Genomic DNA, 13,478 nt, shown 5'->3' on the forward strand with positions numbered 1-13,478 from the left:
TACCATATCATGCCGAAGCAGGAAGGCTCCGAGCTGCTGCTTGGCTACCCGAAGTGCACGGGTCGCATCTATCCGAGCCCGCACTAAATCACGCAAGGCCTCATCTTCAGGGGTCGGTACATACACAACTGTGAGTTCACCTGCCCTATGCAGCCTGGCTAAAGAGAGGCAATCTCTTCTGTCATTTTTTAAGCGGTTACCGCTTTGTTGTGGAATTTTTGAAGGAGCAATGACAACACAATCAATGTTATTGTTGGTCAGATAACGATAGATTCCATATCCACAAGGGCCAGCTTCGTATACAAATCGGAGAACTGCGCCTTTCGATATTAGTTTACGAATGACTTTATCCAGTTGATTCATGTCGTTATCAATTTTACCGTAATATCTAACTTCGCCATCACGCCCATCATCAGCAATTCCAATCGATATCGAGTTTTTGTGGACATCTAAGCCTACATTCTTTATCATTTTCTCCATGACCTGCCTCCTTGGTTTTGGCTCTGAGTTGATTGATGTTTCAATCAACTTAATCCACGCTGACAAGGTAGGCAGGTCTTTTTTGCCCGAGTGTTAACCATGATATCTATCAGAGAGGTTTAAGAGATCAAGGCCTTGCTTCGTGGCTATGACCATGCGGCTGTGTTGCTGGCACCAGGGGTACCCATACGTCAGGATTAAGTTGCTGAAAGCTTACCAATCCACCATGGTCTTTTTGTTCATCTGCTGGAGTTGCCGCGAGCCGGCCATGTTGGTAGCCGAGACGTTTTGGTAACGCAACCTCAGGGTTTAAAAAATAATGCAGGATTACCCCCCCCATGCTTTTGCGCTGTTTTGCAGTGAAATGGTACAGGCTTATTTTGCCCACCAGGGAGAATTTCCAAACCGTTCAAACCACCATTCATCAACGGAACAGGTTTTTTTTATTTCTTCTTCAGTGAAGGAGAATTGATGCTGATTACAGTAGTCAACGATGCTTTTGTACGCAGTGATTATTCTTCTTGTCATCTCGGCACAATTCTCACTGTCTTCAGTACATTTGTCAGGATGCCATTGGTTCAGTAAGGTTATATATTTTTCTCTTATGTCCTGTAGAGATGCTCGCTCAGGGAGGTCCAGTGTCTTTCGGGCTTCGGTAATCTCGTCGTATTTTGTCGTCATAATAAGCTCTGGCTCATCGTTGAAATATTGTATGTTCAATCAAGTTGTAAAAGCACCTTGATCTTTTCAATAGTCCGAGGAGCGGAGCCCTCGTAATGATTATTGACATTGATGAAGACCTGATGCTGCCTTTGAAGAAGATCATTCACAACACTTTTCAGACGCAACAGCTCGTCATCTCTTGGATCAACAATCGTATCCCAGACATTATCTGTCCGCTCTTCAATTCCCCGACGATCTCGGCCATGCAGTCTGAGTACTACCGGATCACTCAGTCGGTTTTTGAACTTCTCATACAATTCAAACATCGAAGGCATATAGTACCCCTGCAGGAAAACGTGTCCCAGGTGGTGCTCGGCGAGAAAATCAAAATACGCATTCTTTAAATAATTCGGATTTCGGCTTTCAATACAATACTGATAACCTTCAGGAAGCCCATTGAAAAAAGTTTGCAACCTCTCAATAAAATGAACCATGCTGGCCATTTTTATCTTGTTCAGATATTCGAACTGAAATATCAAAGGACCAATGTGATCGCCAAGTGGTTCCAATGTTTGAAGAAACTTTCCCATAAGTTCAGTGGATAAAAAATATGGATTGGGAACCAATGCTGTGTTTTTCGGTTTGTTGTAATGATGAGTGAGGGTAATGCTATTAGGGACCTTGATGCTGAAGGTAAAACCTGGCGGTACTGACGTTGCATATTCATCGACAACGTTCGCTTTCGGCATGACCACCGCATTGCCTTTAAACAGCGACCAGAACCACTGGTCAACCTCGACGGTTTGAAAATGCTCGCTGTATTCCTGAAGAAAATTTATCTCATTGTCCCGAGAATAAATGAGTCCCCGCCAGGATTCGTATTTCCAACTGCAGGTTCCGATTTTGAGAAGGTGTTTTGTGTCCATTTTGAAAACAATAAGATTTCTTTATGCAGAGAACAACTGTGTGGTCTGGGGTAAGATATATTCTCCTGTATTTGTAGAAGGTTGGTTGTCATTTGAATTGAAGGTGGAAGAGAAAGCAGCGGTAAAATTTGACTTCGTTTTTTCCTGCATTGAGATTTTGATACCAATAACCTGTAAAATGGGTGTGAAATTGCATTACGAGATATGTTAATACTACCGGTAGAGATAAAGAAAAAAGGCTTTGGCATTCAATTGTTGGATAGGACCTTCAGTCAAAGAACCTCGTAATTATACTCTGGTTGTAACTGACATGAGCAGGGAAAGTGAAGTAACGATTGAATGGGTATTTTGAAAGAAGTCGTTACAAAAAGATCACAAACCTTGGTGGAGAGGATTTCATAAAGAAGGTAAATTCGCGCATTTTGTTCCAGTCTTACTGTTGCATGGTGCCATCGTTGGGCTCCAAGGATTTTGTCAAGCCGACATCAATGCTATCTTCAGTGTACCACTTTTTCTTCAAGCTCAGGAAGGCCCCACGGTGTGCAGGGGAAACGATGAATGTAGTTTGACCTACTATATTATAGTGGTTGCTGTTTGAGACTTTAAAATAAAAAATGTTTGGTTGCCACTAAAGTTCAGCTGTTTCCACACAGCCTTGATGTAGCTGAGTCACAACCAAAAAATAATGCTATGAATAACAATCTGGATAACATATCACCGCCGACCCAATCTTCTGTTAGCCCCCAGAACAAAAGGAAAGACTCTTTATCCCTCGGCAGAGCTGAACAACTCAATCAGACTCTGTTTAAAATTTCAAATGCAGTCAGGATTTCTAAGAATCTCGAAGCGTTATATGGATCAATTCATCATATTCTTGGTGAAATCATGGATCTGACCAACTTTTTTATTGCCTTATATCATAAAGAAAACCAACGGATTAGTTTTCCATACTTCAGAGATATATACGATGATGAGAATGTCTATTGTGACGAACTTCAACTTGATAATTGCCTAACTGGCGGTGTCATTCAAAACGCCACTCCTGTTTTTTTGAGAAAAGATGAGCTTGAAAGGAGACGTGACTCAAAAACACTTATAGGCACAGTTCCTGAATTGTGGCTCGGTGTTCCATTAAAAATCAAAGATGAAGTCATCGGTGTTATGGCCACATTGAGTTACCATGATGCTGAACTCTTTGACGAAGTGGATTTGAATACTCTTATTTCAGTTTCTGATCAAATCGCTTTGGCTATTGAACGTAAACAGTATGAACAGGCTTTGATTTCTTCTGAAAAGAAGTACCGTACCATTCTTGAAACTATGGTTGAGGGGTATTTTGAGCAGGATCAGAAAGGCATAATAACCTTGGCAAACCCCGCGATGTGTAGAATTTTCGATAAGCCGGTCGAAAAAGTCGTTGGGACCAGCTTTAAAGTGTTTTTAGAAAATCCAGAAACAAACGAGATTAATAATAAATTTCAGGATATTTTCGACGCACAAATAAACACTCTCAATATAGAGTTTGACCTCATTTTATCCAACGATTCTATTCGATATTTAGAAGGGACATTTTCCTCAATTCCGGGTGACAGTAATGTTATTGCCGGCATAAAAGGAATTGTACGAGATATCACTGAAAAGAAGAAAGCTGAGCGAACACAAAAAGCACTTGAGGAAAAATTACAGCAGTCTCAGAGACTTGAATCTCTTGGCACTCTTGCCGGTGGTGTGGCCCATGATTTTAACAATCTCCTTATGGGAATCCAAGGGCGTATATCCATCATCCGGGCAGATCTTGAAGAGCAGCATCCTCATTCTACGCAACTTGAACTCATGGAGAGCTATATTCAAAGAGCCTCAACCCTGACTTCTCAATTGCTTGGCTTTGCGCGGGGAGGGAAATATGAACTTAAAGCGGTCAGCATTAATCATGTTATCACGAATAGTATTGATATTGTGCAGCCTGCAATAAAAGCAATTGAGATTAGAACTGTTTTAAACGATCACCTCAATGCAGTGGAAGTTGATGAGAACCAGATGGAGCAGGTGTTTGTCAACCTGCTGTTAAATGCATCAAAGGCCATGGAACAGGGAGGTACCATAACCATAGCAACAGAGCAGATAATGGTCGATGCAAATGGTGCTGAAGTAAAAGTCATTAAACCAGGAGATTACGTTCAAATTACTGTTAAAGATACCGGCAGAGGTATTCGTAAAGATGATATAGAAAAAGTATTTGATCCGTTTTTTACTACTGATTCTCTGGGGGGGAGTAGCGGTTTAGGGCTCGCCATGGTCTATGGAATCATTGAAAATCATCAGGGTTTTATCTCTGTTGAGAGTACGGAGGGCGAGGGGACATGCTTTACAATTCTACTTCCCTCTTCAGAGAAAGAAATAGTTTCTGAAGTCAAACCCGCCATAGATACGCAAACAGGTACAGACACAATTCTCTTGGTTGATGATGAACCTATGATTACTGAGGTGGGAAAAGAGATGATTTCCATGCTCGGCTATGATGTTATAACTGCTTCATCGGGCATGGAGGCTCTAGAAATTGTTGGAACTCAGAAGAAAAAAATTGATCTGTTTATTATCGATATGATAATGCCTCAAATGAGTGGAGGAGAACTGTTTGATAAGCTGAAAAGTTTAGATCCCGATATTAAAATAATGCTCTCAAGTGGTTACAGTCTTGACGGAGAAGCCCGGGAAATTATGAACCGTGGCTGTAGAGGCTTTATTCAGAAACCATTCACAGTGTCTCAATTGGGAGAAAAGATCAGGGACGTTTTGGGAACAGACGAGGAACTCAATTTTAAATCAAGACACAACTCATAATTGAGCAACTGTAATTGCTGCCGGTTTGCTCTGATCATGTTCAGATGAATCGTTGTTGTAGTATCTTGGCATGTTGCCGACAATGAATTTCAGTTCTTGCCTTGTTCATGTGAGGTTATGAGAACACCTTCCTGTGAAATGGGTGATGCTATGGTGGACAATGAAAACCATTTAAGCGAATCAGCAGCTTTGCATTATTCCTGTCAGGCAGCACCAATTAGATGTTCCTAAAATACCACCTTGACAAGGTAGAGCGTTTATTCTACCTTGCTGGCTGTGATTTCAACGAAAGAACAAATTGCTGCTCGACTGGAGCAGGCATTTAATAATCGTGGGTTTGCCGAGCCAAGTGTTGCAGAGTTGCAGAGGGCATCTGGAACCACTCTTAGAACACTCTACCGCCATTTTCCTTCAAAAGAAGCCATGGTGATTGGTGCATTACATTATCGCCATGCCCGATACTTCGCTTTCCTGGCAGAAAATGAACCGCCTCCGGGCAAAGATTCAATTATCCACCTGTTTAACCGTCTTGCTGTCTGGATGACCTCCTACGCCCCCCATGGTTGTTTATATCTCAACGCCCTGACATCTTTTCCAGACAACAAGAATGTGCGGGATGCTACTATGCGCTACAAAAATGAACTTATCCAGGTAATGGCTGTAAGGAGTTGCAGGAAGGATTTATCCCATGAACTTTTTCTGCTGCATGAAGGAGTGTCTGCTGCATGGCCAATTGTTGGTAAACAGGCAATTCACTCTGCAATAGCAGTTGCCGAGAAAATAATGGAAGGAGAGAACAATGAATGAGATACCTGCATTCATGAAAGGTGTCCAGCTTACCGGACACGGTGGTTTTGATAAATTGGTACTTCGCGATGATATCCCTGTTCCCAAACCAGGTCCTTACGATGTGCTTATCAGGGTAGGTGCCGCCGGTATTAATAATACTGACCTTAATACTCGACTGGCCTGGTATTCGAAGTCAGATGGAGATTCCGACGATGCAAGCTGGTCTGGAAATGCCCTTCAATTCCCAAGAATCCAGGGGGCTGACGTTTGTGGCAATGTTGTTGCTACCGGAAAAGAAGTTGACGGAAAGCTCCTCGGTCAAAGAGTGCTTGTTGAGCCCTGCATACGTGAAGCTGGTGGCAAAAAGCTATCCACTCCATGGTATTTTGGTTCTGAATGTGACGGAGGATTTGCTGAATATACTGTTGTTGCCGCACGACATGCCTTTACGGTAAACAGCAGATTCAGCGATATTGAACTTGCATCATTTCCATGCTCATACTCCACAGCAGAAAACCTCCTGACAAGGGCCGGTGTTACGGCCAATGATGTTGTGCTTGTAACCGGAGCATCTGGAGGCGTTGGCTCGGCAGCAGTTCAACTGGCAAAGGCTCGTGGCGCTCAAGTTATTGGGGTTACAAGTCCTTCCAAAACAGAAAGGATCATGAGTCTTGGGGCCCAGCAAATCGTATCCCGCAATGATAGTACTGTAGCAAGACTTGGAAAAAACAGTGTCGATGTTGTCATTGATCTGGTAGCAGGAACAAGCTGGTCGGAACTTTTGGATATTCTAAAACCGTATGGCCGATATGCGGTTGCCGGTGCAATCGCTGGCCCTCTTGTGGAACTGGATGTAAGGACACTTTACCTGAAAGACTTAAGCCTCTTTGGCTGCACTGTGCTGGGTGATAATGTCTTTAAAAACCTGATTGACCGAATTGAAAAAGAGGAGATTCGCCCTGTTATATCAGACACCTTTTTTCTGCAGGATATTGTTCAAGCGCAAAAACAGTTTGAGACAAAGCAGCATATCGGAAAACTTGTGATCGATCTGTCCGTAAACTCTTAAATGGTTGACCTTGCCAAGGAGCAACAGCTTAAATTGTCTACTAAAATTTTTGCAAAAAGTATCTTGTTGAGATTTAACAAACAATGAAGTAGTTGTGATGGACCACGAAAGATGCGTAACGTATGGGGTGTGGTTTTCAACCGGTAACCAAGCTGTTTCCGGGCCCACATTTTCGTTTTTGCCAAAGTGTGTCAGGGTTACGGAGAAAGCCATCCCGATCTCTACAAGATTTGCAAGCGTTGTATGTACAGAAAAATAGTATAGGTCTTGGGGGTAAAGGTAATGCGTCCAGGTTTCTGCCTGATGTTCATAGAGAATCATGTTATGAAGAGATTGTTGCTGCTGCTTACACTCTGTATTTCGTCGAGCGCCTGGGCGGGAATACCAGCCACACAGGTCATGACCCTTTACCGTTTTAACAGCGCCCTCGAAATTCCTTATTACAGCAGCAAAAGTTTTCGAGATACGGGGCCATTGGTGCCAGTGGGTACGCTGGCTCAAGGTTCGTCGGTGGTGCCCTGTTTAGTGGTGGACGACGGGAAACCATTGACTGACAACAAGGGCGTGCCTTATGTGGGCTTTCAGGTGATTGTGGATTCCCGCACAGCGACGCCGGCTTCGGTGGAAAACTTTAGAAACAACGTTAAGCAGCGACAGGATATGACTGTTGCTAATCACCATTGTGAAGGTGGTGTTCAGTATGTTCTGGAGGTTCGAAGTCTGTATGCGATGACCAAAGCGCCTTTTTTCGATCCTCCTCCCTCAACCGAAGTCAGAACTGGGGCCACACCGCCACGCAGCGAGTTGGATCAGATCGTTCGAAACTTTCACAACTCGACCTATTGTGACAGCATCAATCGGAATCTGACCGGGCGTCGCGACGCTTTACAGGTGGCCTGGGATCGCTTCATTCTTGACAGGAAAAATCGCTGGCCAGATAAATCCCTGCAGCGTGCCAAGCATCTGGATTACACCATGCGTACCGCGATTTTTGAAGGACATCTGGAACGTGGTTGTAATGCCTATGGCGCCTGTGAACGTAATATTATTGCCCTCTCGATTCGTAACCGCGGCCTCGAGTCGTGTGTCATGCGCCAGGGATGCAAGGCACCTGGAGATTTTCAGGGCGTTTCATCGAGCGTCTCTCAGTACAACATCTGGGATGAATATCTGACGCAGATATCCGGATTGACCTCCTGCTACCTGCGCGACGATTTAGCCGATGACGGAAAGTACAGCAAGCTGCAAAGCATGTACACGCAGAATCTGGATGATGTTCAACGCATCTTGTTTGGCAACGATCAAGACCTTGTGGCGATTTTCCCGCATAATTCACTGTCGGATCTGAAAAAACTTACACATTATTATCATGCCCCGGCGATGGGAAAATGCTTTCCCAATCACGATCGGGTCGAATACATGTCAGGGGCGGTGGCCCGCAGGGGAAACAATTTTGCGCTGATAGCTGATACCCGGATCCAGGTGGATCAAAAAACGCAAGGTGGTTATTTCTTTCGTAACTTCCTCGTGCGGGAAGACCCGGCCAGGGATGTAGCCACCGTTGTTGACAATTATCCAGGATTCGTCGTGGATGGGAGACGGGTCACCCTGCAAGCACCGTCTCGATGTGCTCCCTATGGGATTCCGAGTGGCTGCAGGTTCAACGAGATCGGACGATATCGAAAAACACCCTCCTGGATTAATGCCGGCAACCCGCTGGAACTGAGATGTCGCATTGATGATCAGGGGGAAACCTGTCAGGGAGAGACAATATCGAAAACAGTCAAAGTAGGCGGGGTGTGTGATACCCAGATGAGGCCGGTCACAGGTGTTAAGTAGGAAATTCCAAATCCCTTATTAACCCTGCGATCCGATTAAGAGAATCCTCCCCTTTAGTTTTGCCCAGTTACGGGCGAATACTCCACTATCGATTTCTGAGAGAAGACGTGGGGCTTGGCCGTGGTGAATAAGCCTATCCAGGAAAAGTTGATTTTAAAAGTCTACGACCACATCAGTGAGTATTAACCCTCTACTGCTAAAACGAAACACAGTCTACCAAACGAGTTCTGCACCGAGAACAGTCAACACAGATTGTTTCAGGCTTTTTTCAGGGGCTGTCGGCTCCAACCTGATTTCAAGTTCAAATGTTGCCGCAGGATCTATGCTGTCCATATGGAAGTTTTTTGGTATGTTAACAAAGAATTTTATACTTTCCCCAGGCGCAACAGGAGAAAACCAAGCGTAACTACCAAGATACTCTGCTTCTCCATCAAGTTGAGAATGATTGCTACCATCAACCGCATACACCATTATCACAAAGCGTTCAGAGCTGGTTATGACATCCGGACGGACGGTGACCTCAACCCCAGATACTCTGGCTGTAGATTTTCTTTTATGACTTCCAATGCTTATCCGAACATTATTGTTTTGAGTCAATCTCAGGCCCTCTTTTGGTATCGGACTATCAGGAGGAGATCGTACATTTTCAGTTGAGGCATTCACTTCCCCCCATTGGAGAGAACTCCAGTAAGGGAGAGGGGGGAGAAACGAGAAGATTCCAAACAGTAATATGATGATAAAATCAGATAATTTTACTTGCATAGGCTCAATGTATTCTAATAAATATCCACGATAATCGGGCTACCAATCACATGAAAATACTCTATTAGACTCGCAGTATCTCAATTGACGATACCTTGAATTCAGCGTCTTTTGGACCATTCGGAGTGACCATAACCGGCATAAGCTGTACAGTAAGCTCATTTTCTTTGAGTCGTCCTTGTTCCGCTAGACGACGAACAGGTTTAGTGAGGTCAACGACAAAGTTTCCTCCCATCGTCATCTCTTTCATCGGTTGTCCAAAAAAAGCAAAGGCACCGGCAAAATGTGGATCAGTACTTGGTATCTTGGGGCTGATATATGGGCAATCAACGAAAACATTGACGACGATGCGTTCATCTCCCATGGCGGGATACGAGACACCTTTCAGCACTGCCATAACCCTGCTGGCTTCAACGGCATTACGTGGTCTGGAGAGGTTTTTCGTTGCCTTGAAAACCCTGCTGCCAAACAGATTGCCGGCAAGCTCAGGTGTTGACACCTTCAGATTGGTTGACGTATTGATGGTGGACTTCACAGTATTACCGGCAACACCAAGAGAAACAGTTGCCTGACCGGTATCAAGGGTATCAGCAATTGATTCTTTAGGAAGATCAGCCGGGTTCAACATACCGGGCGCTTGGGTTTCTATGGAGTCATAAGTAAACCCCATCGCCTTAAAGTCGTGGCTCTGTTGAGCAGTTACGCTGACGCCCTGCCCCTGCTTATCGACAAACTGGCCGTCGTAGTGCATGTTGTTTGTCGGGGTCTCATTCATCGCCGTCTGCCATTCTGCCCATATTCGATCGACATTACAGTGATGGAGCCAGAAAACAGGATCAAGTGAGGACAGTCCATTAATCATATGCCCATTGGGATCACCAACCAGCACATGGGCTGTGTTATGGGGGGTACCTTCCACTGCCCGCTGAAACAACTCAAAATCAGAAAGTCGCTTTATGCTGTCAATGGCATTGTCATTAAAAATTTGCGAAAAACGTGGGTCGCTCATAAGCCCCGTCGTAAGCGTGAGAGCCCTTGTGCCGACAGTTTGTATGTCCCTCCACCCTGAACGTGACCATGAAGGTGGCGTATAATTGGATGTATCGTTTAGACGAACGACGTTGAGCGGGGTGTCGTCAAAAAACTGTCTGGGCAATCGACCTTCGTTGTTGGACCAGTTCCAATAAGGAAGGGTGAAGCCTGGATCGCCTATAATTTCCCCACAGATCTCCTCGAAGTAGGTTATGTAAAAACGGTGCCATTCCAAAAAATCATCCATTCCATGGGGGCAGTAATTTGCATGAATAATTGCCTGATTCCGCCAACTACGCGGGTCAGAGTCCGGTAAAGCATGCATTTTTTCAATTGCCTGCGCGTATTGTGAGAAAAAGGGGTCATCGTCGGCCATTTTGGTAAGGTCTCGACGAACCCGAACTGTTTGGCTTCGACTGGGTAGTGTAAATAAGTAGGGTGCTATCACTGTAGCACCGATTCCAACTAGTACCTGACGCCTTGTAATCATGGGATTTCCTCCGTAAATGATTTTGTATGCCAGATGATCTGGTTGATACGGTCTGCTGAGGTTATGAACACATCCTGTTCAATTTGAGAATAGTTGTCGCAAAAGGAAATGATACAAATGTTGCCATACTGCAATGTAGTATAATATTCGTCTCAAACCTGAAAAAATCAATATATGTGTTATGATACCGATTGCAGTTGTATGGGGTAAAAATGACATCTTCTGCATCAATCTCGCAATTACGGCCACTTGACATTCATCAAATCCTTCCTAAAAAGATCATAAGGTGTTTTCACACTTTTCAAGGAGGATTCATTATGTCTACATTACATCAAGAGCGCGAAGCTAAGATTGCTAAGATCTACCACAGTAGAGAAGGCCTGATTAATTCAAACGGTGTCGATATAGGGCCACAGGGCGATAAGGTTATCGCCGGCGCAGACGATCGACGAGATTACCATACCCTTGAAACAGGAATCCCTCAGGATGAGTTGCGCAAAATTCTTGCCGATGCCACAGTCATCCTTACAGACAAAGATAATCTGGTTCAACAGGAAGATGGTTCATTTAAGCTCAAAGTAAGTAAATTTGAGCGCCAGGGACTACCGCCATGCAGCGATGAAAGATTCGCGACCCAACATGTCGGAGGTTGGTGTTCGGGCTTCATGGTTGGTCCAGACATTATTGTAACTGCTGGCCACTGCGGCGAAACTGAAGCAGAAATCCAAAACACAGCATATCTGTTTGGCTTTTATGTGAAGAGCCTTGACGACTCGGGGACAACAGAATTTAGTGCAGACCAGGTTTATTTCGGCAAAGAACTCCTTGCTCACGATTTATCTTCCACCGGTGACTATGGGGTTGTTCGGGTTGATAGAACTATCACTGCGCCTAATGCTACTCCTCTGAAAGTACGTGACAGTGATTCCCTCGGTCTAGGCCGTAATTTAGGCGTTATAGGCTATCCAAGTGGTCTGCCGGTCAAAATAGCTTTTGGCGATACAACAGTATTGAGAAGAGATGAGGATCCCTGGCTGTTTGCTAACCTCGACACCTATGGCGGTAATTCCGGCTCCGCGGTTTTTAATGAAGAAGGCCTGGTTGAGGGAATTCTGGTACGGGGTGCCAAAGATTATGATATGGACTTTGTTAACAATTGTTTTCGAAGCAATCAGATCGAGGATTCCGAAGGCAGTGAAGCCATAACAAAGGCCAGTGCCTTTGTCGCAAAATTACCAAACGGCATAGAATAGTGAAACTTCCCGGCTGAGTTGGCTCCTCCAACTTAGCCTGTCTCTTCATCATTGATAAATGGAAGGAGAGGGATATGGCAAAACGGGGCCCAAAATTCAGCCGCTTTGTACTTAATTGCGGTAAATCTCCAGATTCCGAAAATGACTGGTCCTTTGCAGATGCCGTCACCGCCCAGTCGAAAGCGTCAACCCTGCTCAATTTGCCTTTTGAAGTTGTCGGCAGCGACTTAAGTGTGCCACCCAAGAAAACAGTGGACCTCAGAAAACCATGGTGGAACATCAGGGACCAAGGCAAGACCGGGGCCTGTGTAGGCTTTGCAACCGCCGATGGAGTATTGCGTTATCACTATGTCACCAAAGGACTACTCAAAGAAAACGAGTGCCCCTCCCCACGATTTATCTGGATGGCAAACAAGGAAACAGATACCATTACCAGCTATCCCACGACTTTCATCGAGCAGGCAGGTACCTCTACCAAACTCGCCCTGCGTATTGCCCAGAAGTACGGCTGCGTTCCGGAACACATGCTGCCGATGGATGGTTCACTATCTAAACTACCTGTTAACGTTTTCTTCTCTATTGCTGCCCAGTTCCGAATTACAGCGTACTACAATCTTGGCAATGAACCTGATTATTGGCGTATATGGCTCTGCCATGTGGGGCCCGTGTTGACCAGGCTCAATGTTGACTCCAGCTGGAAGAAGGCAACTACAACTGATGGACAGCTTAAAGAGTATAATTCATCTAAATTATATGGTGGTCATGCAGTCTGCCTTGTAGGTTATACGGAGGATCATTTCATCGTTCGTAACAGCTGGGGTGAAAAATGGGGGGATAAAGGCTATGCATATGCAAGTAATGAGTATGCAAAATCAGCGTTTAAGGAATCCTATGGAGCAGTTCTGTAAAAGATCCTGGCCATTACTGAAAGTGAAGATTGTTTACGCTTGTAAAGCAGTTTTGGGGAAGATGCTATGAAAACTGAAAACGTTTTTAAAAGCTGGGCCAGAAAACCTCATTTATCCCCGGCTATCATCCATTGAATGTTAATTTTGCGGCTAAGCTTCGTGAAGCACTCGATGAGAGGAAAACCGTATCCTCAACAGTGGTCGGTTAGGCGGTACTGAAGATGGTAGGGTCAACGAGAAAAGTTGCTGTATGCTGCGTACTCTTGCAGATAACCTACCATGGGTGTGCTGATCGTGCGGGGCATAAAACTGCCTCGATTGAGCTCCACCTCCCAATTCTATTTTCTGGTATCAGCTCAATAAGGGTGTGGAAGGATTATCGATGCTGATCTCAGGGCTACGGCAGATGATTGGAATCTCTTTGGC

11 protein-coding genes are annotated in these 13,478 nt (G+C 44.7%); 6 read left to right on the forward strand and 5 right to left on the reverse strand.

The window, feature by feature from the left end; all coding sequences use genetic code 11:
- From FCL48_RS22810 to FCL48_RS22820, 3 genes are all read right to left on the reverse strand, one after another.
- On the reverse strand, positions 1–480 hold a 480-nt coding region (locus tag FCL48_RS22810; RefSeq protein ID WP_136876056.1), incomplete at its 3' end, for a transposase.
- A gap of 375 nt (positions 481–855) precedes the next feature.
- Positions 856–1,161, reverse strand: coding sequence for a J domain-containing protein (locus FCL48_RS22815; protein WP_136876058.1), 306 nt, complete (start codon positions 1,159–1,161; stop codon positions 856–858).
- 35 nt (positions 1,162–1,196) lie between these two features.
- The gene (locus tag FCL48_RS22820) at positions 1,197–2,069 is read right to left on the reverse strand and encodes a DUF72 domain-containing protein (protein WP_136876060.1); all 873 of its coding nucleotides are present in this window, start codon (positions 2,067–2,069) and stop codon (positions 1,197–1,199) included.
- Between the two features lie 690 nt (positions 2,070–2,759).
- Between FCL48_RS22820 and FCL48_RS22825 the strand changes: the two genes are divergently transcribed.
- From FCL48_RS22825 to FCL48_RS22840, 4 genes are all read left to right on the forward strand, one after another.
- A complete protein-coding gene (locus FCL48_RS22825) occupies positions 2,760–4,910 on the forward strand; it encodes an ATP-binding protein (protein ID WP_136876062.1) in 2,151 nt (716 codons plus the stop codon).
- Between the two features lie 276 nt (positions 4,911–5,186).
- Complete coding sequence (locus FCL48_RS22830) at positions 5,187–5,717, forward strand: TetR/AcrR family transcriptional regulator (protein ID WP_205747802.1); 531 nt, start codon at positions 5,187–5,189, stop codon at positions 5,715–5,717.
- The gene (locus FCL48_RS22835; RefSeq protein WP_136876064.1) at positions 5,710–6,768 is read left to right on the forward strand and encodes an alcohol dehydrogenase family protein; all 1,059 of its coding nucleotides are present in this window, start codon (positions 5,710–5,712) and stop codon (positions 6,766–6,768) included. Before FCL48_RS22830 ends, FCL48_RS22835 begins: the two co-directional genes overlap by 8 nt.
- A 324-nt stretch (positions 6,769–7,092) precedes the next feature.
- A complete protein-coding gene (locus tag FCL48_RS22840; RefSeq protein WP_136876066.1) occupies positions 7,093–8,607 on the forward strand; it encodes a hypothetical protein in 1,515 nt (504 codons plus the stop codon).
- A 213-nt stretch (positions 8,608–8,820) separates the two neighbouring features.
- Here FCL48_RS22840 and FCL48_RS22845 read toward each other — a convergent pair whose 3' ends face one another.
- The gene (locus FCL48_RS22845) at positions 8,821–9,369 is read right to left on the reverse strand and encodes a hypothetical protein (RefSeq protein WP_136876068.1); all 549 of its coding nucleotides are present in this window, start codon (positions 9,367–9,369) and stop codon (positions 8,821–8,823) included.
- A 64-nt stretch (positions 9,370–9,433) separates the two neighbouring features.
- Complete coding sequence (locus FCL48_RS22850; protein WP_136876070.1) at positions 9,434–10,891, reverse strand: tyrosinase family protein; 1,458 nt, start codon at positions 10,889–10,891, stop codon at positions 9,434–9,436.
- A gap of 317 nt (positions 10,892–11,208) precedes the next feature.
- Here FCL48_RS22850 and FCL48_RS22855 point away from each other — a divergent pair, with 317 nt between their 5' ends.
- On the forward strand, positions 11,209–12,144 hold the full coding sequence (locus FCL48_RS22855) for a serine protease (protein WP_169309341.1): 936 nt from the start codon (positions 11,209–11,211) through the stop codon (positions 12,142–12,144).
- A 74-nt stretch (positions 12,145–12,218) separates the two neighbouring features.
- Positions 12,219–13,052, forward strand: coding sequence for a C1 family peptidase (locus FCL48_RS22860; protein ID WP_136876074.1), 834 nt, complete (start codon positions 12,219–12,221; stop codon positions 13,050–13,052).
- The last annotated feature ends 426 nt before the right edge of the window (positions 13,053–13,478 follow it).

The organism is Desulforhopalus sp. IMCC35007 (assembly GCF_005116575.1).
Lineage (GTDB): Bacteria > Desulfobacterota > Desulfobulbia > Desulfobulbales > Desulfocapsaceae > Desulforhopalus_A.